Genomic DNA, 22,451 nt, shown 5'->3' on the forward strand with positions numbered 1-22,451 from the left:
TGCCCGATCCGACCCAGGCGCCGGCGCGCACATCTATCACCTACGCGACTACGACGGCCACGAAGTCGACATCGTGCTCGAACGCGCCGAGTCTGTTCCGCATCGGTGTGCTGCTGCACACCAATCCACACTGCTCTCGTACGCCTGCTCGAAGCCATGGTCGGCCTGGCGCTCTATGGTGCCGCCACGACCTGCCCCGGGGTGCGAACCGCCCGCAAGTCGTGCATTATTCTGCCGCCGCTCAGCCGGTCCCAGTAGTACGCGTAGACCATCAGGTACTTGCCGACGTCGTCCTCGGTGGGGGTGTAGGACTCCCCGGAGTACGCCTGCGGTATAGACCAGCCGGGTTCGTAGTAGCCGATGCGCTCGTAGTCGGCGTAGTCGGTCCTCGACACGGTCTCCGAGGTCCCGCGGTACCAAGCGACCTTGACGAGACTGACTTCGCCGTCTGAGTCATGGATGCTGACGGTGACCGGCTGGCCCACCACCGGCGACGGCGGATCGAACGTCAGCGTTCCGGTCTCGGGCACGTCTCTCACCGTGACGGTCAACGCGACCTCGTCATCGGACGAATCGGAGATCTGCCCTGCCTCGTCCACCCCGTCGGACACACTCACGCGCACCGAGTACCGCGACCGGCTCTCATAGTCCAAGCTGCGGCCCGGCGCGACCAGCACCCTGCCAGCGGCATCGATCACGAAGTCCTCGTTGAACGCGTCGACATCTTGGCCGCTGACGGTGAAGCTCAACGCGTCGCCGTCGGGATCGCGCGCTCTCAGAGAGCCGACGGCCGCGCCCCCACCGCGGTCCTCATCCACCGCGAACGACAACGGGTCCGCACCGTCCGGTACCTTCCAGTCCCTGAAGAACGGCGCCAGATTCACCTGACCGCCCACCGGCCTGCCCACGACCCGGAAACGCAGCTCGCCTCCGAAATTGTCGTACCCCGGAATCTCGGTGCGGTACACCAGATTGGACGGGATCTCCTTGGTCCAGTGCACGCCGGAAACCTGCGCATCCTGCGTGTTCAGCAGCCTGGACCACGAGTCATCATACTTCTTCCGATGAAGCTCGGCCAAGGTCCAGCCCGCCGAGGCACTGTGGGTCTCGCCCTCCGAGTATGCGTTGGTCCAGCTCAGCCGAGGCGTGACCTCCGACAGCCCCGACCGGCGGGAGAACACGATGGCATAAGAGGAATCACCCGACAGAACCACGCCGTCGGTCGTCGGCACAAACGTGTTCAGCCCCTCAGTTATCGGACTCGGCCCCTCGAGAGCGATGCACGGCACATCAACGCCCAGCCAATGCGCCGCCGGGCACTGCTCGACATCGATGCCGACGCCCTCGAGCAAGTCCATCTCGATCTCATCGAGTTCCCATCCCTCGGGGTTCGTGCCCGTATTGAAGTACACAGCCCAGCCCGAGAGGCCCAGGTGAGCATCCCTAATGACCGTGCTGCAGGTCGCGCTGCCCCACGATCCGAGGTTGCCGACAAGCGTCCAAGCGGGCTCGGAATCGGTGTTCTGCTGGGCGGCGACGGGCTCTTCGTCGTCGCCGTTCTCTTGCTCAACGAACTCCACGAACTCGATCTGGGGCGGGGGCAGCTCGATCTGGGGCTCCTCGGCGTCCTGATCGTCCTGGGTGCCCTGCTCTTGGTGCACAGACGACTCGTCGACGCCCTGCTGTTCGTCGCGCTGTTGGGCTTGCTGGTGGGCGAGCAGCGACGCCGCCGAGTGCACGGTGGCGGCGGTCTCGTTGGTCCACGGCGACGCTGACACCTTGCCTCGGGCGTCGCGGAACCGCGCCCGCAGCTGCACCTTGTACGCGGCGCCCTCCTCCAGACCCGACAGGGTCACCGAGGTGGCGTCTGCGGCGGGCCACTCGTTGCCGCGATGAGCCTCGTTGGCGAACCGGAACGACAAGAACTCCAGATCCTCCCGCGCCCAGCTCACCCGGTACTCGAACGGCACCAGCACCGGCGCCTCCCACGAAATGGTCAGCTCACCCGCAGCACCGCTCCACAGCACCACCTCGCCGATCTCGTCCTCAGCGCGCACCACCACCTGCTCTTGCTGCTGGTCCTGCTGCTCGTCGCCGCCCTGCCCGTGCTGCTGCTCGGCGTTCTGCTGATCTGCCTGCTCTTGCTGCTGCTCGTCGCCGTGCTGCTCGTCGGCCTGATCCTGCTGATCTGCCTGCCCGTGCTGCTGCTCGTCGGCGTTCTGCTCGGCGTCTTGCTGCTGACCTTGGGCTTGCTGGTCGGCGTTCTGCTGATCGGCTTGGTCCTGCTGGTCGGTGGGTGTCTGTGCGGTGTTGGGTGCCATGCGGTAGGCGAACACGCGGTGCTGCAGATGGTCCAGTACCCACATCGTGTCGCCGTCAGACCAGATCCCCGCCGGCTCAGAGTTCCCCGCGTCCGCCAGACCGCCGAACCCCAACGCCGGCACCTGCTCGCCCGACCCCAGATCGTACGCGTCGATACGCGCCGCGGGGCCGTCGGCAACCCACATCGTGGCCCCATCAGACCACAGCCCACGCGTGCCCGACCCCACCACTCCCGCCAGCGACCGACCCTCCGACGCGTCGCCGGTCGCCGCGTCGAACGCCGCCGACACCCACCGACGCACCACAGCACGCTCGAACCAACCCACCACACCGCGACACAACACACGGCCTCGGCCCACCGGGTCTCGCTGACCCGCTGCGCGGCAACCAACTGAGTCGAGACTGTGCAGCCTGGCTAGCTGCTGGGGCCTTCGATGAAGACCTGGGCCGCCTCCGACACCGGCCGCCCGTCCGCGGTGCACACCGCATGCTCGCCGTCACAGCCAGAGCCCTTGAACACCGTCACCGACAGCCTGCGATCATCGCCGACCCTGACGGTGATGTCCCACAGATCGCTGCGACCCTCCACACGCTTGGCCCTGACCACCCGATGCGGGGACTGCACGAACACCCCACCCCCGTCGCGCATCGTCACATAGCTCACCGCCAACGGCTCGCTGAACCGCACCCGCACCACCACATCGGAACCCGCACCCGAATGCGCATCAGGCACACCCTCGAAACCCGCCGTCAACGCCGGCCCCACCGCTTCGGCCTCGTCCGTTTCAGTCTCGGGCTCGGCGGCCTGCTGCTCGGCGGAATCGGGCTCGTCGGCCTGCTGCTGGGCGGCCGGCGACGACACCACCGCCGTGACCTCACCGGTCCACGGCGACGCCGACACCTTCCCCTCCAGGCTGCGGAACCGTGCGCGGATCTGCACCTTGTAGCTCGCGCCCTGCTCCAGACCCGACAGCGTCACCGAGGACGCCCCGCCGTCGGGCCACACGTTGCCCCGATGGGCCTCATCAGCCTGCCAATACGACAGATACCCCAGATCCTCACGAGCCCACATCACCCGATACCCGAACGGCACCAAACCCGGCGCCCCCCACGACACCGACAACTCCCCCGGAGCACCGCTCGACACCACCACCGAACCAATCTCATCAGGCTCCAACACCCGCTGCTCCAACACCAACAACGGCCCCTCAGACTCCGACTCCTGATCGTCGGACCGCTCTTGCTCGCTCTGCTGCTCCTCCTCGGACTGGGGCATGTTGAACACGTGGACGCGACGTGCGGAACTGGTCGTAAAAAGATGGCTGGCATCGCACCACGCGCCCCGCGGCGCGGCCGCGAGGACTGGGGAGTCCTGCTCGGGGAGCCGCGAGCCGTCATCGAGGCTGTATGCGTATGTCTTGGCATCGCTCGTGTCAGTCACCCACAAGACCTCGCCATCGGAGCACAGGCCCCACGGCGACGAGTTGCCGGCCTCGCTCAGGCCGTCAAGGTCTTTCGAGGGATCGCGCTGGCCGGTCTCGAGCACATAGGCGAACACCTTGTGGACATCGGTAATCCACATGGTGGTGCCATCGGACCACATGCCCCTGGCCTCATTGTTCTCGTACGCCAACTCGAAGTCGGCCTCGGCCCGGCGGGTGCCGTCTGCCAGCGAATAGGCGAACACGCTGTCGTCGACCCAGTCGGCAGCCCACATGACGTCGCCGTCTGACCAGATGCCCCGGGGATCCCAGTTCCCGGTGAAGTTCCAGTCTTCGTCGTAGGTGCGCAGGTCGACGATGTCCCGCTCGGGCAGCCGGGTCCCGCTGTCGCGGTCGTACGCCAAGATGACGCTGCGGCTCTGGTCGACGACCCACACGATCGTGCCGTCAGACCACACGCCGCCCGCATGGGACGAACCCCCATTGGTGGCGCTGATGTCGTCGAGCATGATGTCGCGGTGAGCTGCCCAGCCGTAGTCGCCGACTGCGGCTCGATCAACCCTCACGCGGTAGATCTGGGTGCGCTGACCGTCGGAGGAGTCCACCGTGACCTCGAACGAAGTGGTGCCGACGTCCAGGTCGATCTGGTAGCCGTCGGCAGCATCGGCGTCAGGCGTGCTGATGGTGACCGAAGCGCCGAGGTCGGCAGGCGTTGCGGTCACCGTGGTGCGGGACACGCTGTTGTCCACGGTACCGGCATGGTCGTAGTCGATGCTGTCGAAGACGCCGAGGTCGACATCGGTCAGCTCGAGCGCTGACAGCGTTGCGTCGCTGGACACCGTGGCGTGCTGAGAGCGGGACAGCCGGACGGTGTACGAGGTGGAGACGTCGCCGTCGACCACCGAGACGGTCACCGCGGCTGGGTCAGTGCCCACTTCGACCTGGTGCCCGTCGACGGTGTCGTCGGCGTCGGCGGGGCTGATCGACACCTGGGCGCTGCGCGACGCTGCCGAGGCCCTGAGGGTGACCGAGGCGGTGCTCATCGGCAGGTGCAGCGAGTAGTGCCGCCGGCCGGGCCGGAACGAGCCGAAGTCGAACCCTTCGATCTCCAGCGTCGACAGCATCGCTGTAGGCGGCATGTTGTAGGCGTAGACCTTGTCGACCCGGAAGTCGGAGACCCACATGGTGTTCCCGTCCGACCACAATCCGGCGGGGAGATGGTTGCCGATGCCGGCAAGCGTGGTGGCGAGCGTGTCGAAGTCCCTGGAGGGCTGTCGTTCGCCGGTGGCCAGGTCGTAAGCGAAGATCTTGCTGGTGTTCCAGTCTGAGACCCACATGGTGTCGCCGTCTGACCAGAAGCCCCCCACCGCGGTATTGCCCGCCTCGACGAGCGTCGTGAGGCTCTTGTCAGGGAGATGCTCGCCGGTCACCGCATCGAAGGCGGCGATGCTGTCGAGCCCGCCGTTGTGCACCCAGAAGGTCTCGCCGTCGGTCCACGCCTCGCCCGGCGACGCCGGCGAGTCGAAGGTCAGGCCGGGCAGCGGCGCGGCGGTGGCCGCGTCGAATGCATGAATCTTCTGGTTCGAGGGGTCGAGGACCCACAGCGTTGTCCCGCTCACCGTCACTCCATGGGACGAGCCGACGTGCGGATGGGCCTCGGGGCTGATGTCCAGAGCCGGCCGACGTTCGCCGCTCGCCAGGTCGTAGGCGACGACGGTGGCCGAGAGCGGGCCGGCGGCCCACATGTGGATTCCGTCGGATGCCACCGAGTACGGGTCTTCGATCTCCCAGCCGAAAAAGTGCTCCTCGGTGGTGTCACGCTCGAAGGGGGCATCCGACAGCCGGGTCACCGTCAATGTGTAGGTGCTGGGCTCGGAGTCGTCTGAGGGCTGCACGACGATCTTGACGACGTTCGTGCCGACGGCGAGGGCGACCTCGTGCGCGTCGGTGTCGGGGTCGGCGTCAGCAGGGCTGATCGTCACCGTGTCCGAGGGATTTGACGCCTCTGCGGTGACGACCGCCTCAGCGACGGTGGGACCGACCAGCGTGGTGTAGTCGAAGTACTGGGGGTTGCCGACATGGAAGCCGGTGACGGAAACGCCTCTGCGGACGTGGCTCATCGAAAGCTGCGAGAGGGTCGCGTCGCTGCTCTGTGCCCAGGCAGGCCCCGTTGCTGTCGCCAGCACCGCTGACCCCACGACGCATGCCGCCAGCGCGCACATCGCGCGACGCGGCCGACGTGGCCCTCGTCCTGCAGCAGAACCGAACAGCTGCCGAACGAGGCTGCCGAATCCCGCACTGCTGCGATTGATCATGTTGTTCCCCGATGCCTCAGAGCCGCGATGCGCTCTGCAACCGCTCGAGTCTGCGGCGCGCTCGTGATGGCGATACCCCGTGCTGGCGCACTGATGTCAGTCTATTCGCGGCGGCGACAGGCAGGTCTGTGTCAAGACGGCATGGACGTGCACAGCGGTGCTCAAGCGGTGAGCAGTGCGGCAGGGATGACAGCGATGCCGTCGGGTCGCCGGTACGCCTCGGGCCCGGTGGTAATGACTGCGGCATCGGCGAGCGTGGGTCCGATGCGTTCTGCGAGCCATCGCAGGTGACGGGTGTCGCTGTGGGAGGCGGTCTGGGTGAGTTTCACCTCCAGCGCCACGACGCGACCGCCTGCTCCTTGGACGATCAGGTCGATTTCGTGCTCTCCGCCCTGAGTGCGCAGATGGAACACCTTGGCCTCGTTCGCTTGCGCGTACACGCGCACTGACAAGGTGACCAACGATTGGAACAACGCGCCGAGCAGACTGGCGTCGCGGGGAATGCGCCGGCCGCTGTCACGCCCCTCGAGCAGGGCGTCGGCATCGGTCTCGAGCAGGCGCGCTGCGAGCGCCGGATCGGCCAGCTGGTGCACGGGTGCTGCGGCCAGCCGGCGCAGATGGTTGCGGGAGGGCAGCCACGCGGGCAGTTCCTCGATCGCCCACAGACCCTCCAGCGCCGCGCGGTAGGCGATAGTGGTGGCCTTGGTCGGCTTGTCAGCCTCGCCCGGCGATGCCGCGTCCCGGATCTTCTCGAATGCCGCGGTTGTCGAGGTAGCGGCGGCATAGGCGGCCATCCATCGACGCAGGGCTGCCCGGTTGCGCAGCGTGCGGCCCTGCTCGTGGACGTGACGCTCGGCGATGCGGTCCAGGTAACCGTCCAAGAAGGCCCTTGCTGCCCGCTGGGAACTCCCGACAAGCGCAGGAAAGCCCGATCCGGTGATCTGCTCGGCGTAATCCTCCAGCCGCAGCGAACTAGCTCCCTCCACCGCCGCGCCGCCGCCTGCGAGCAGGCTGCCGAGACGCACCGTGGGGGGGCAAAGGCCGCGCTCTGCGAGCGACAGTGGCCGCATGCGCACCGTGACGATTCTGCCTGCACCTGAGTGCGTCGGCGCCTGTGCCGGCGCTGCGGAGCCGGTCAGCAAGAACCGAGGCGTACGGGGGTCAGCGTCCACCGCACGGCGCACGACATCCCACGACTCCGGCAACCTCTGCCACTCGTCGATGAGCACCAGCGGATGGCCCTTGGCAAGACGCGAGGGATCGGCGCGAGCGATGTCGAATTCGGCGATGTCGTCCAAGCGATGCACAGTGGTCGCCCGGCGCAGCGCAGTCTCGGTCTTGCCGACCGCCCGCGGTCCCTCCAACGCGACAGCGGGCAGCTCGGCGCACAGCACGTCGAGCTCGCTGTCCACGATCCGCGGCAAATAGCCGTCCGGCACTCCCGGCCCCATTCCGGGCAACGTTATCGAACCAAACCGACGGCCTCTACTGCACCAACACGACGCGCGCACTGTTACCGATACGACGCACATCCAGCCGCAGCGAGCAGCGGCGCTTCCCAGCCTTGCCGGGTCACCGTCGCGGCGGTCGCCGTCGGGCGACTGGCTAGCTGCTGGGGCCTTCGATGAAGACCTGGGCCGCCTCCGACACCGGCCGCCCGTCCGCGGTGCACACCGCATGCTCGCCGTCACAGCCAGAGCCCTTGAACACCGTCACCGACAGCCTGCGATCATCGCCGACCCTGACGGTGATGTCCCACAGATCGCTGCGACCCTCCACACGCTTGGCCCTGACCACCCGATGCGGGGACTGCACGAACACCCCACCCCCGTCGCGCATCGTCACATAGCTCACCGCCAACGGCTCGCTGAACCGCACCCGCACCACCACATCGGAACCCGCACCCGAATGCGCATCAGGCACACCCTCGAAACCCGCCGTCAACGCCGGCCCCACCGGCTCGGACCCGTCAAACTCAGACCCCGACTCAGACCCCGACTCCGACTCAGACTCAGACTCAGACTCAGACCCCGACTCAGACTCAGACCCCGACTCGGACCGCTGCTCAGCAGCCGCCAACTCCTCAGGCTCTTCCTTCTGCAGCGAAACCGGTCCCTCACCGCCGTCACCGTCACTGTCGCTCTCGCCGCCCACAGCGTCGTCGCTGTCGTCGCCGGTGCCGGCTGGTCGGGTCAGCACCACCGTGTAGGTGAGTATCTCCTCGCCCGCCCTCACGGTGATGGTCACCACGTTTGCGCCCACAGACAGGCTCACCTGATGCGCATCGGCAACCGGATCGGCGTCCGCGGGCAGCACCGTCACCGACGCCCGCTCATCAGCAGCCACAGCCGACACCGTCACGCTCTCCACATCCGCAGCCACCTCGGCCTCATAGATCAGCTGATCCGCCGAGAACGTCAGCTCCGCACCGCTCACCGCCAACGACGACAGCTCCGCGCTGAACGGCACCGGCGGGGGCGGCGGGTCAGCGCGATTGATCCGAACGGTGTAGGTGCGGGTATCGCCGCCGTTCGCCGACGTCACCACCACCGTGTTCAGCCCCTCCGCCAAGTCCACCTGCACGCCGCCCACCTCCGCGTCGGCGTCCGCCACAGAGAACGACACCTCCGAGTCGGAGAACGCCGCAGCAGCCGACAACGTCACCCGCGACACCTCCAGCGGCACGCGCACCGAGTACTCGAACCGGTCCGCGGAGAACGGAATGTCCGCGTCGCTGAGCCTGAGCCAGGCCAGCAGCGCGTTGGCGGGCATGTTGAACGCCCTGATGGACTCGGAATACCGGGTCTCGCTGACCCACAACGTGGTGCCGTCAGACCAGAACCCCGCCATGTTGGCTCCGTCGTATGCGGTGCTGTTGGTGCCGAGCGGGTCGGGGATGTCCAGGTCGCTCTTTCGCGCACCTGTCTCCAGGTCGTAGGCCCAGATGCGGTTGGGTCCCGGGAAGATCTGTGAGGCGGCCCAGCCCTCGCCGACCCACATCGTCTTCCCGTCGGACCACAGCCCGAAGATCTTGTACCTCTCCGCCAGCCCGGCGTCGACTCTGTCAGCCCCCGTCTCCAGCGCAATGTCGGCATCGGGCCGGCGCTCGCCGGTGCCGAGATCGAACGCGAACACCTTCAAGGCATAGTTCTCGGCGACCCAGATCGTCTCGCCGTCAGACCACACCCCGCGCAGCAGCTGCGACCCCGACTTCGCCTTGGACGTGCTGATCGCCCGCTCAGGCAAGAACGCGCCTGTCTCGAGGTTGTAGGCCCTGATGACCTTCTGATGCAGATACGAGACCCACACGATCTCCCCGTCAGACCACGCGCCGTTGACGACCGCGTTCAGCGTGGGAAAGGGACTGCACCCCGGCAGGAACGGGTCATCCAGCAGCCGAGGATCCAATTGCAGACCCGTCGCCAAGTCGTAGCTTTGGATCGTGCACGCCTCCCGGATTTGGGGGCTGCCGCCATGGCCGATCAGCATGAGCCGGTCGTTGATGCCCCACACGCCCTTGAAATAGGCCCATCCGTCCTGCGGCGGGTCGCCGTGGATGCCGATGTCCGCGTCGGCATTGCGGCTCAGCGCCTCCCCCGGATCACGCACCACCATCACCTCGTACTGCTGTTGCACCATCCCGTCCGCGGAAGTCACCGACACCCGCACCCAGTTGCGGCCCCGAATCAGCCCCACCTGATGCCCGTCGGTCTCGGTATCGGCGTCGTCAGCGAGGATCGACACCTCAGCCGCCGAATTGGCCGCCGTCGCCGTCACCGTCGTCACCGGCACATCGCCCGCCACGTTCGCCGCGTACACCAGCACCTCCCCCGAGAAGCCGCCGAAGTCCACACCCGACAGGCTCAACGAGCTCAACGACGCATCATCGGCCGCCGGCGGCGGATCCGTCATCGAGTCCTCAGGCGGGTCCGTGCTCTGCGCCCCCGCAGGAACCGCACTAGCCGCCAGCACCACCGCCGCCGCCAGCGCACCCCAACGAACCAAACGGCCCGACGGACCCACGAGCCCCGAACGGCCACGACGCCGCCACACACCGGCGGCAGGCACCACAGCCGTGCCGTCTCGACCCTCCCAAACCGCGCCATCCCTCACAGCACACCCCTCCCGTGCTCATCGATGCCCGACGAGCCGAACCCACCCGACACCGCGCCCACCTATAGCACACCCATACCGGCACTCACGAACCAGCACAGACGCAGCGCAACCGCACTGGCGATCTCGAACCCAGCAGCACGCGCCCAGCCCGGCGCCACCCGCCCAGGCGCCAACCCCCAAGGCTGACACTCTCAGCCCGACAGCGAGCCCCGAGAGTCGATCTGCTGCTGGCTGCCGGTCAGCTGTTGTCGGCTGCGGGGGGCACAGTGACCGTCACCGTGTAGGTGCGGACGTCGGCGTTGTCGGTGTCGGGGTCGCCGTCGGCGTCATAGGACGAGGTGACCGTGATCGTGTTCTCGCCCTCAGACAGCGTCACCGAGGTTCCTGTGCCGGTCGTGCCGTCGGCTGCCTCCCACGCGACCGTCACTGTCGCGTCGTCCGCGAATGCCGCCGCCGCGGTCACCGTCGCCGACATCGTTCCTGCCGCTGCCGTGCCCGAGTAGGCGAAGATGCCGGTCTGGAACAATCCGAAGTCCACACCCGAGATCGACAGCGATTTCAGCGCCGACGAGACCGGCATGTTGTACGCATAGATCTTTTCGTCCTGGTGGTCGACGACCCACATAGTCGTCCCGTCGGACCACAGCCCCACAGGATCGCCGTTCCCGGCGGCCGCCAGGGTGTTGAAGTCCAGATCGGCCCGGCGGTTGCCTGTGGCGAGGTCGTAGGCGTAGATCCTGTCGTCGTACGCATCGTCGACCCACAGGGTGAGCCCGTCAGACCACAGCCCCCGCGGCGTACCGTTGCCGGTGGCGCGCCGGGTGCTGAAGTCCTTGTCGGCGTCGCGGTTACCAGTGGCCAGTTCGTATGCGTAGATCTTGGCATCCCCCCAATCGACAATCCACATCGTTGTGCCGTCGGACCAAAGGCCCATGGGGTCGCAATTCCCCGCTGAGCACGACGCGTTGATGTCCTTGCCGGCGTCGCGGGCGCCGGTGTCGAGATCGTAGGCGTAGAGCTCTTGGCCGTAGCCCGCATCGGCGACCCAGATGGTGGTGCCGTCGGACCACAGACCCCGCGGAAAGTCGTTGCCGGCATCGTCGAGGGTGCTGATGTCCTTGTTGGCGTCACGGGCTCCAGTGGCCAATTCGTAGGCGTAGGCCCTGTCGAGGTTTCTGTCATCGGCGATCCACATGGTGACCCCGTCAGACCACACGCCGGTGGGATTCGGGTGGGTGGAGTGCCGCTGCAGAAGGACATCACGCTCCGGACTCCTCACGAATCCTGGCGCGAGGACCCGATTCAATTCGGCCTGTTGCTGGGCGAGCACCGCCGCTGTGGTCTCGGCGGTCCACGGCGACGCCGAGACCTTCCCTTCGACGCTGCGGAAACGCGCACGCATCTGCACCTTGTAGGTCGCGCCCCCCTGCAGGCCGCTCAGCGTGACCGAGGTGGCATCACCTGAGGGCCACTCGTTGCCGCGATGAGCCTCCTCATCCACGAACCGGAACGACAAGAACTCCAGATCCTCGCGGGCCCAGCTCACCCGATACCCGAACGGCGCCAGCCCCGGCGCCTCCCACGAGACAGTGAGCTCCCCCGGCGCACCGCTCGACAACACCACCTCGCCGATCTCGTTCTCGCCGAGCTCGCTCCCCTGCTGCTCATCGGGCAGTCCCTGCTGCTGGCCTTGAACCTGCAGATCTTGCTGCTGACCATGATGTTGCTGAGCAACAGGCGACGACGACACCCCCGCGGTGACCTCATCGGTCCACGGCGACGCCGAGACCTTCCCTTCGACGCTGCGAAAACGCGCACGCATCTGCACCTTGTAGGTCGCGCCCTCGTCCAAGCCGGTCAATATGACCGAGGCGGCATCACCTGAGGGCCACTCGTTGCCGCGATGGGCTTCGTTCTCGGACTGGAACGACAAGAACTCCAGATCCTCGCGGGCCCAGCTCACCCGATACTCGAACGGCGCCAGCCCCGGCGCCTCCCACGAGACAGTGAGCTCCCCCGGCGCACCGCTCGACAACACCACCTCGCCGATCTCGCGGCCCCGCACGCCCGCACCCGCCGGCACCGCCACACCGGCCGCCAACACCACCGCCAGCACCACCGACCACCACCGGCGCACCGCACCACCAACAAACACCACAAACCCCCAGCCGAACCAGCCTGACACCATCATGCCAGCCCATACACGCCACCACGGCACAGCACGCCCGAACCAACCCGCGACACCGCGACAAGACGCCCCTCAGCTGCCGGCGGAACGGTGACGGTCACCGTGTAGGTGCGGACATCGGCGTTGTCGGTGTCGGGCTGGTGGGCGTCGGTCTCGCCCTCAGCCGGCGTCGAGGGCGTGGGGCCCGAACCCGTCGACGCGCGGGTCGTCGGGATCAGAGCCGGGACCGGGCACAAACACCAGCGCCCGCTCCGCCACCGGCCGTCCGTCCGCGGTGCACACCGCATTCGCGCCCTCACAGCCCGACCCCTCGGGCACCGTCACCGCGACCGTGCCCTCGCTGCCGACCCGGATCGTGATGGCCCACAGATCGCTGCGCCGCTCCACACGCTTGGCCTTGACCACCCGATGCTCAGAACTCACCAGCACCGCACCGCCGTCGCGCATCGTCACATAGCTCACCGCCAACGGCTCGCTGAACCGCACCCGCACCACCAGATCAGTGCCCACACCCCCGTGAGCATCAGGCACGCCCTCGAAACTCGCCGTCAACGCCGGCAACCCCGACCCGTCAGACCCGTCAGACTCAGACCCCGACTCAGACTCAGACCCCGACTCGGACCGCTGCTCAGCAGCCACCAACTCCTCAGGCTCCTCACCCAACAGCTCCCCCTGCTGCTGGGCAGGGATCTCGGCGAGCCGGGTGACATTGATGGTGTAGGTGCGCGCTATCCCGCCGTTGGCCACCGTGACCGTGATCTCGTTGGCGCCTTCGGCCAGCTCCACCTGGTGGCCGTCGGCCGGGTCAGCGTCTTCGGGCACGATCGTCACGTTCGCCTCCGCCATGTGAGCCGCGGCGGCGATCGTGGTGGACGTCGTGGCTGCGGGCGCAACGAGGTCGTAGACGGGTTCGAGCGAGTCGAACTCGCCGATGTCCATGCCGGTGAGCTCGAGCGATTCGAGCGCCGCCGTGGGCATTTCGTACACATAGACGCGGCGGTCGACCGTGTCCGACACGAACAGCCGCCACCCGTCGGACCAGATGCCCCACGGGTCGTCGTTGCCCACCGCGTGCATGAGCGACGCGTCGATCTCCAGGTGCTCGAGGCGCGTGTCCAGCGACGGTCTCGATATCCCTGCGTAGGGGTACGACTCGGCGGTGTTGTCGTACACGTAGATGTGGTCGTCGGCGGGATCGACGATCCACATGTGCCTTCCGTCGGGAGACCACACGCCTGCGGGGTCGGTGTTGCCTTCGAGGTACAGCGTGTCGAGCAGCGCACGCTCGAGGTGTATGCGCGAGGTGTAGTCGCCGATGACGCTGACGTCGGTGCTGCAGCTCGCGGTGGAAATGTCGTAGGCCCACAGCGAGGCCTCGTGGCTGGTGTTCCAGGCAACCTCGGGGTCGGCGGACCACAAGATGCCGTCGTGCACCCACAGGCCCGTGGCCTCCTCGTTCTGGTAGTGATACCCGTAGTTGCCCAGTTTCCCGAGGCAGAACTCAGATCCGGCGTACTCGCCGGTGTCCAGCCGGTAAGCGGAGACCCGGGCCGCGCTGGACTGCCTCGGAGACCGGTTCAGCCCCGACTCGACAAGGCGCTCGGCAACCCACATCACCTCGCCGTCCGATGCGAGGCCGCCGGCAGGTCGTCGTGGCACAGCCGAGTCGCCGGTGCGCACACGGGAGAGATCCGAGATGTCGCGCTCGGGCAGGCGCGCCATTGTCTCGAGGTCGTAGGCGTAGACGCGAACGTCCTTGGTGTCCATGACCCACATGACCTCGCCGTCAGACCAGACGCCCCTCGGAGCGTCGTTGTCAGGATGGAGATCGCCGTAGGCGCCGACCGGGCCCGTGTCCCGGCCCAGGCGGAAGACGTACTCGTTGCGGGTGCTGCCGTCCCCCGACACCACCTCCACCCGCGCGGTGGTGGCGAGCCAGCGGTCGAGACGGATCTGGTGGCCCTCGGTGGTGATGTCCGCGTCACGCGGGTGGTACCTGACCTCGGCGGATGCATCGGTCGCCGCCGCGCTCACGGTGGTGTACTGCTGCCACGCCGGCAGCGCCAGCACATATTCGGCATTGTCGAGATCGCTGCCGTCGAAATCGAACGGCTGCGCGCCGCTGAACGAGACCGCCGACAGTGTCGCCGTGTCGCTGAGGGCCGTGCCGGCCACGAAGACCGCCACGGTGTAGACGTCGACCTGGGCGTCGTGCAGCACCATCACGCCGATCGTGTTCGGTCCGGCGGACAGCTCGACCTGGTGGCCGTCGGTGTCGGGGTCGGCGTCGCCGGGCAATATCGCAACCTCGGCACCGGGGACTGTCGTTGTCGACACCGTCGTGGGCGACACCGAGTCGGCGCTCTCCAACCGGACCTCGTAGTGATAGGTGTCCGCCGAGAACCCGTCCGGCAGAGCGATACCCGACAGCTCAAGCGCGGTGAGGGCCGTGTGCGGCTGCGCCGAGGCCGGCGGCACCAACCCCGAACCGGCCATCGCGGCCAGCCCAAGCACGCCGACTGCGATCGCGGTGCGCCTGCGCGGCGCACCGAGCTTCTGGGCGTTTGGGGCCATGATTCACCTCGGGTTTTGCGTGTCCCGGGACACCCATCGAGGCTAGCTCACCTTGATTTGACCAGCTCATACATGCCGATCCATCGATATAGGGGTGCTCTGGGTGACGCGGTGTCGGGCGGGCGCAGTGCCTGCGGGCGCACAGAGCTCAGATCCGCCGGCGGCCGATGATGCGTCGTCGAGCACGTTGATCCTGTCGGCCGTGGTCGCGCCGTTGGACCAGACTCCCCCGAGCCATCTCGGTGACGCTCACGGGCTAGGAGGAGGGTGCCGCCTGCACGGTGCGGGTCCGCGCACGCTTCCGCAGCGTTGGTGGTGTGTGTGGGCTGGCCTATGACCTGGGGTCGGGCGAGCGCCGCGCGGATCGTGATGTGGACGGGTCCGCGGTGGGGTTCTGGATGCCGATGGGCGTCGGCGGGGACGGGTCGGTGCTGTGGGTGAGCGATCTGGCGAGCGAGAAGGTGTACGGGTTCGATCGTGCCAGCGGTGCGTTGTCGCCGGCGCGCACGGTGGTGCCGGGGTTCTCGCCGCGTGATGTGTGGTCTGACGGGGTGACGCTGTGGGTGGCCGATCCCGACGGGGGCGTGTTGGCGGCATTCGACGCCGCCACCGGCGAGACGCTGGCGGGTCGGTCGCTGGCAGGGGTGGTGGGGTCGGGCACGCGTGGGCTGTGGTCCGACGGGACCACGATGTGGGTCGCCGACGGCCCCGCGGCGGCGATCCGGGCCTATGAGGTGGGGTCGGGCGAGCCGAGGCCGCAGTCGGGGTTCGACGGTCTGGCCGATGCGGGGAACTCCGAGCCGGCGGGGATCTGGTCCGACGGCGACACGATGTGGGTGCTGGACCACCTGCAGCACCAGGTGTTCGCCTACCGCATGGCACCCAACACCGCACAGCCGCCCCAAACCCAACACCAACACCAAGCCGACCAGCAACACCAAGCCGACCAGCAGAACGCCGACCAGCAGGACCAAGCCGACGAGCAGAACGCCGACGAGCAGGACCAAGGTCAGCAGCAGGACGACCAGCAGGCCCAGGGCGACGAGCAGAACGCCGCCGAGGAGCAGCAGCGCGAGGAGCAGCAAGAGCAAGCCGAAGGCCACCAGGACCAACAGCAGCAAGAGCAGCCAGATCAGCAGGATCAGGCCGACGAGCAGCAGAATGCCGACGAGCAGCAGGGCGATCAGCAGCAGGTGGTGGTGCGGGCTGAGGACGAGATCGGCGAGGTGGTGGTGTCGAGCGGTGCTGCGGGTGAGTTGACGGTGTCGTGGGAGGCGCCGGTGCTGGTGCCGTTCGAGTATCGGGTGAGCTGGGCTCGTGAGGATCTGGAGTTCTTGTCGTTCCGGTTCGCGAACGAGGCTCATCGCGGCAACGAGTGGCCCTCAGGTGATGCCACGTCGGTGACGCTGAGCGGTCTCGAGGAGGGCGCCGTCTACAAGGTGCAGCTGCGGGCGCGGTTCCGCGACGCCCGGGGCAAGGTGTCGGCGTCGCCGTGGACCGACGAGACCACAGCGACCCTGCACTCGGCGACGACGCTGCTCGCCCAGCAGCAGGCCGACCAGCGCGACGAACAGGACGACGGCGAGTCTGCCCAGCACCAAGGGCAGGGCACCCAGGACGAGCAGGACGCCGAGGAGCCCCAGATCGAGCTGCCCCCACCGCAGATCGAGTTCGTCGAGATCGTCGAACAAGACGACGAGGAAGAGCCCGTCGCCGCCCAGCAGAACACCGACGACGAAGAAGCCGAGCTGGCCGAAGGGGTCTTGGTCTCCAATCTTCGCTTCGGCAACAGCGACGGGCCGTGGGAGGGCTATGTCAGAAGTGGCGAGGCGACCGTGGGGCCGGCGCCCCAGGTGGTTTCGTTCACCACCGGCAGCGCTGGGCGGTACCGGTTCAACGGCATCAAGGTACGCGGTCGGCGCGGGGACAGTCTCTGCACAACTCCGGACCCGCTCGTGACGCTGCACAGCAACGACGGCTCCGCGCCCGGCGGTGTGATATGGGAGTCCGCCGACCGGTCAGTCCCATGGGACGGGGGCGGATGTGGCACGTTGCTGGCGACCCTCACCGATCCGAGTCGATTCTTGCCGCTTCCCTACTGCGACCGCTGGTCGCTGAACGCGAATGTGCACACCATCGTTGACGCAGTCTTCACGGTGCCGTCGGGCTCGGTAATCCTCGAGCCCGACACCACGTACTGGTTGTCGTTCACGATTCACAACAAGGACCTCCGCGCAGAGGGCGAGAGATGGGTCGTTCAGGGCACGAAATCGCTTGACGAGGATGCAGCCGAGGGCTGGTCCATCGGCGATTTCCGTCTGTCCATATGGTCTTATGCGTGGTATCGATACCAGAGCATTCCCGCATTCGACCTGCTGGCCGAGCTCATCGAAGACACCGATTAGAGGTCGCCGTCGGGATCAGAGCCGGGCCCTTCGATGAAGACTTGGGCCGCCTGCGACACCGGCCGCCCGTCCGCGGTGCACACCGCATGCTCGCCGTCACAGCCGGAGCCCTTGAACACCGTCACCGACAGCCTGCGATCGTCGCCGACCCTGATGGTGATGTCCCACAGATCGCTGCGACCCTCGACCCGCTTGGCCTTGACCACCCGATGCGGGGACTGCACGAACACCGCACCGCCGTCGCGCATCGTCACATAGCTCACCGCCAACGGCTCGCTGAACCGCACCCGCACCACCAGATCAGTGCCCGCACCCGAATGCGCATCGGGCAGTTCCTCGAAACTCGCCGTCAACGCCGGCAACCCCGACCCGGACCCGTCCGTTTCGGTCTCGGGCTCGTCGGCCTGCTGCTCAGACTCGTCAGACTGCTGCTCATCGGAGCCCAGCTCGTCGGCCTGCTGCTGCTGGGCGACCGGCGACGACGACACCACCGCCGTGACCTCATCAGTCCACGGCGACGCCGACACCTTGCCCTCCAGACTGCGGAACCGTGCGCGGATCTGCACCTTGTACGTCGCGCCCTCCTCCAGACCCGACAGCGTCACCGAGGACGCATCCGGCGCAGGCCACACGTTGCCCCGATGGGTCTCATCGGACTGCCAATACGACAGATACCCCAGATCCTCCCGAGCCCACATCACCCGATACCCGAACGGCGCCAGCCCCGGCGCCGACCACGACACCGACAGCTCCCCCGGCGCACCGCTCGACAACACCACCGAACCGATCTCATCAAGCACCAGCACCCGCTGCTCCGACTCCCCCTGCCCCTCCACCTCGGACTGCTGCTCCTCGGACTGCTGTTCCTCGGACTGCTGTTCCTCGGACTGCTGTTCCTCGGACTGCTGTTCCTCGGACTGCTTCTCCTCGGACTGCTTCTGCGCAGCGAGGTCTTCACCGGGCACGAATCGCACATTCGGAGGCGGCGACGCCGCGGCCCGCTCGACGGTGACGGTGTACACCGTGGCTGTGCCGTCGGGCGCCGTCACCGTCACCGTGATGGTGTTGGCGCCCTCCGCAAGACCGACCTGGTGACCGTCGGTGTCGGTGTCGGCGTCGGCGGGCGAGACGACGACCTCGGCATCGGGGTCGAACGCCTCATAGGTGAGCGTCGCCGAACTCACCGTGGCGGCCACCGTCGCCGAATAATCCCTCGTCCCCTTGTCAAAAGTGCCGAAGTCGACGCCGCTCAGCGCCAACGACGCCAACAACGTGCTCACCGGCGCATCCACGGTCACGATGCTGTCGCTGCGGCTGTCGGTCACCCACATGGTGTGGCCGTCAGACCACACTCCCTGCGGTTGGGTCAGCTCGCCGTTCGTCCCCCGGACGTCGACATCGCGCTGCGGCTGGCGATCACCAGTAGCAAGCTCATAGGCGTACAGCTTCGAGTCGTAGAAGTCGGGCACCCACATCGTGACCGTGTCGGACCAGAGGTCGCCCGGAGTGTCGTTGCCGTAGTGGTCGGGAGTATCGCGGCCGAAGTTGGCGAGCCGGACGAGGTCTTTCGATCGGATCCAACGCCCGTCGTCGCGGTCCCATGGCCCAGGAGACATGTCGAAAGCAAATAGCCGGTCAAGGTACCTGTCGGTGACCCACATGGTGTCGCCGTCGGACCACAGGCCCCACCCCCACCGAGCCAACGCGATCGCGATGTCGCTATCGGGCAGGCGCTCCCCGGTGGCCAGCGAGTATGCGCGAGCGGTCTTGTCTTTGTGGATGATGATCCAGATCGTCTCTCCGTCGGACCACAGCCCGGTCGGCCAGCGGCCACTCTCGAAGTGGTCGAAGTCGCGGTCGGGCAGACGCTCGAGGGTCTCCAAGTCGAAGGCGAGCAGCGTGTCCGACACTCCGTCGACCGCCCAGAGGACCTTGCCGTCGGACCACACACCGCGCAAGCTCACATCAGTGCCCCCGACCCGGACCGCGCCGCGGCGATAGATGTTCACGGAGTACACCGATTTCGTGGACAGATCAGAGGACACCACGGTGATCGTGATGCGGTTGCTGCCCTGTGCGAGGCTCACTTGGTAGCCGTCGGCGTCGGCGTCGGCGTCGGCGGGGCTGATGGTCACCGTCGCGTTGGCGTCGGTCGCAGCAGCGGTGATGGTGGTCTGAGTGACGTCGTTGTCGACTTGAGCGCTGCAGGGGCAATCACCGGGGGTGAACGTGGAGGCGCCGCTGAAGCTGAGCGTGCTGAGCGATGCGTCCGAGGAAAGGGTCGCGACGTTGATCTTGACCACGTTCACGGTGTAGGTCCTGACCTGGGCGCCGAGCGTGACGGTGACGGTGACGGTGTTGGAGCCCAGCGACAGGTTGACCTGGTGGCCGTCGGTGTTGCTGTCGGCGTCGGCGGGGCTGACGGTCACCGTCGCGCCGGATTCCGTGGCGGCTGCGGCGACGGTGGTGGCGCTCACGGTGTTGGCGGCTGCGGCATTGTAGCTGTCGACGCCGCTGCGCAGACCGCCGAAGCTGACGTCGGTGAACGAGAGGCTCGCCAGCCGCGCACGCGGTGGCATCGTGTAGGGGTAGACGATGAGGTCCTCGCTGTCGAGCACCCACATGGTGTCGCCGTCGGACCAGATTGCAGCGGGATCGTCGTTGCCGACTCTGCCCAGCGTGCCTATCTCCAGGCTGGTATGCCGGTCGGCGTCGTCGATGTCGTAGGCGTAGATCCTGTCGTCTTCGTCGTCGAGGATCCACATAACGTCGCCGTCGGACCACACGTCGCGGGGGTTGCTGTTGCCATGGCGCCTTCCGACACCCCTGATCTTCGTGCTCTGATAGCTGCCGGTGGCGAGGTCGATGATCACCACGCGATTGAAGTCGCTGTCGGCGATCCACATGGTGGTCCCGTCGGACCAGATGCCCTCAGGATGAGGATTGGCGATTTCCGCTATGTTGAGCGACGGCCGGTTTGGTCTGGTTCCGTTGCGGTCGTGTGCGGGTCGGCGTGCGCCGGTGGCGGGGTCGTAGGCGTAGAGTCCGCCGTAGAGGCCTTCGAGGGCGTAGAGGTGCTCGCCGTCGCCCCACAGGCCTCCTCCTTCGAATCTGCCGTCGTTGAGGTCGTCGCCGTGGATGTCGTGGGCGTGGGTGAGCCGGAAGTCGCGGTCGGTCTGGCGTGCGCCGGTGTCGAGGTCGTAGGCGTGGGCCCAGTCGGGGCCGGTGACCCACAAGACGTCGCCGTCGGACCACATCGACGCGACGGGCGTGGTGTCGGGGTCGAGGCGGATGACGCCGTCGGTGTAGGCGCGTCCCACGCTGATCGTGTACTGCGCGGTGGCGGACAGGTCGGAGGAGACCACCGTGACGGTGACGGCGGTGCTGGCGCCCGCGGCGAGGCTGACCTGGTGGCCGTCGGTTGCGGTGTCGGCGTCGTCGGGTGTGATGGTGACCGACGCGTGCGGGTCAGCAGGCGTCGCCGCGAGGGTGACCGAGCCGACCGAGCTGTCCACCGCAGCGGCATAGGAGTAGGCGTCGGCGCTGAAGGTGCCGATCCCGACTGCGGTGTCGGTGTCGGTCTCGGCCACGGTGAGCGCGCTCAGCGAAGCGTCGTCGGTGACGGCGGGAGCGTCGACCTGGGTGACGCGCACCGTGTAGACCGCCGACACGGTCAGATCCGACGAGGTGACGGTGACGGCGACGTTGTTGGCGCCCGCCCCGAGCGCTACCTGATGGCCGTCGTCGGGATCCGAGTTCGCGTCCGCGGGCGTGATGTTGACCGACGCGTCCGCGTCGGTGGGGGTGGCAGTCACCGTGGCAGAAGCGACCGTGGACGGCACGACTGCCTCGTAGCGGCGATCGGCAGCGTCGAACGTGCCGATGTCCACACCGCTCAGGCTCAAGGCGCTCAGCGACGCGTCGTCGTCGACCGCGCCGAGCGAGGAGCGCTCCACGGCCACGTTGTAGGTCTCGGTCAGCGTCCCGTTGGTGACCGTCACCGTGATGGCATTCGCGCCCGGCGACAAGTCGACCTGGTGGCCGTCGGTGCTGCTGTCGGCGTCCGCGGGCGCGATGACAACCGACGCTCCCGAGCCCGCAGCGGCGACCGTCGTCTGCGTCGTCGCTGACGGCACCCGCACCGAATAGGAGAACCGGCCCGCGGAGAACACCCCGAAGTCCACGCCGCTCAGCGTCAGCGACTGCAGCAGCGCGCTGTCGGGCATCCGGTACGCGAACAGCCTCGACTCGCCGTCGTCGTTCGACTTGCCGCTGTCGGCCACCCACAGCGTCGACCCGTCCGACCACAGCGCCGCCGGACGGCCGTTGCCCGCAGCGGCCAAGGTGTTGAAATCCCCAGCAGGACGCCGCGCGCCCGTCGAGAAGTCGTACGCGTACACCTTGTCGTCGGCCATGTCGGCCACCCACAGCGTCGAGCCGTCCGACCACAACCCCGTAGGACGGTCATTGCCCGCCGCATCAGGCGAATCGACATCATCATCAGGCCGACGCTCACCGGTGGCGAGATCGTACGCGTACACCTTGCCGTCCCAGTAATCGGCCACCCACAGCGTCGAGCCGTCCGACCACAGCCCCCGCGGCCAATTGTTGCCGGCCTCATCCAGCGTCTCGATGCCCAAGAACGGCAGATGAGCACCGGTGGCCAGATCGTACGCGTACACCTTGGAATCGGCGCCGTCGGACACCCACAGCACCGACCCGTCCGACCACATTCCCATCGGATACGTGTTGCCCGCCCCACGCAGCGAATCCACATCATCGCCAGGCCGGCGCACGCCAGTCGCGAGATCGTACGCAAACACCTTGTCCTCGACCAGATCAGCCACCCACAGCGTCGCCCCGTCCGACCACAACGCGCTCGGATACTCATTGCCCGCCGCAGCCAGCGTGTCAAGCTCCGCATCCGGCAACCGGGAGAACGCCGCAGGCTCCTGCGCGCCAGCGCCACCAGACCCAACCGGCACCAGCACCCCAGCCGCGACCGCAACCGCAACCAGCCGCGCCGCCCGGCCCAGCCAGCCTCGCCCGAACACACCCAACCGAGTCATCACCACCCGACCTTGTGGAG

General features: G+C 67.4%; 8 protein-coding genes. 1 reads left to right on the forward strand and 7 read right to left on the reverse strand.

The annotated features are described in order from the left end of the window. Positions 1 to 173: 173 nt before the first annotated feature. From ACOGXE_RS01860 to ACOGXE_RS01885, 6 genes are all read right to left on the reverse strand, one after another. Positions 174 to 2,624: a cadherin domain-containing protein gene (locus ACOGXE_RS01860; RefSeq protein WP_419932263.1), complete on the reverse strand. Its 2,451-nt coding sequence runs from the start codon at positions 2,622 to 2,624 to the stop codon at positions 174 to 176. A gap of 113 nt (positions 2,625 to 2,737) precedes the next feature. Further along, positions 2,738 to 5,884, reverse strand: coding sequence for a cadherin-like beta sandwich domain-containing protein (locus ACOGXE_RS01865; RefSeq protein WP_419862420.1), 3,147 nt, complete (start codon positions 5,882 to 5,884; stop codon positions 2,738 to 2,740). 356 nt (positions 5,885 to 6,240) lie between these two features. After that, positions 6,241 to 7,530, reverse strand: a complete 1,290-nt coding sequence (locus tag ACOGXE_RS01870; RefSeq protein WP_419862421.1) for an ATP-binding protein — start codon at positions 7,528 to 7,530, stop codon at positions 6,241 to 6,243. 154 nt (positions 7,531 to 7,684) lie between these two features. Beyond that, a complete protein-coding gene (locus ACOGXE_RS01875) occupies positions 7,685 to 10,192 on the reverse strand; it encodes a cadherin-like beta sandwich domain-containing protein (RefSeq protein ID WP_419932264.1) in 2,508 nt (835 codons plus the stop codon). Between the two features lie 241 nt (positions 10,193 to 10,433). Then, on the reverse strand, positions 10,434 to 12,383 hold the full coding sequence (locus ACOGXE_RS01880) for a fibronectin type III domain-containing protein (protein ID WP_419932265.1): 1,950 nt from the start codon (positions 12,381 to 12,383) through the stop codon (positions 10,434 to 10,436). A 159-nt stretch (positions 12,384 to 12,542) separates the two neighbouring features. Beyond that, positions 12,543 to 14,957, reverse strand: coding sequence for a cadherin-like beta sandwich domain-containing protein (locus ACOGXE_RS01885; RefSeq protein WP_419932266.1), 2,415 nt, complete (start codon positions 14,955 to 14,957; stop codon positions 12,543 to 12,545). 371 nt (positions 14,958 to 15,328) lie between these two features. On the opposite strand from ACOGXE_RS01885, the gene ACOGXE_RS01890 reads away from it, so the two are divergent. Continuing rightward, entirely contained in the window at positions 15,329 to 17,362 is a 2,034-nt protein-coding gene (locus ACOGXE_RS01890; RefSeq protein ID WP_419932267.1) for a hypothetical protein, read from the forward strand. Here the strand turns inward: ACOGXE_RS01890 and ACOGXE_RS01895 are convergent. After that, the gene (locus ACOGXE_RS01895; protein ID WP_419932268.1) at positions 17,359 to 22,431 is read right to left on the reverse strand and encodes a cadherin-like beta sandwich domain-containing protein; all 5,073 of its coding nucleotides are present in this window, start codon (positions 22,429 to 22,431) and stop codon (positions 17,359 to 17,361) included. The genes ACOGXE_RS01890 and ACOGXE_RS01895 overlap by 4 nt on opposite strands. Positions 22,432 to 22,451 lie beyond the last annotated feature (20 nt).

This window comes from Candidatus Poriferisodalis sp., assembly GCF_965208555.1.
Lineage (GTDB): Bacteria > Actinomycetota > Acidimicrobiia > Acidimicrobiales > Poriferisodalaceae > Poriferisodalis.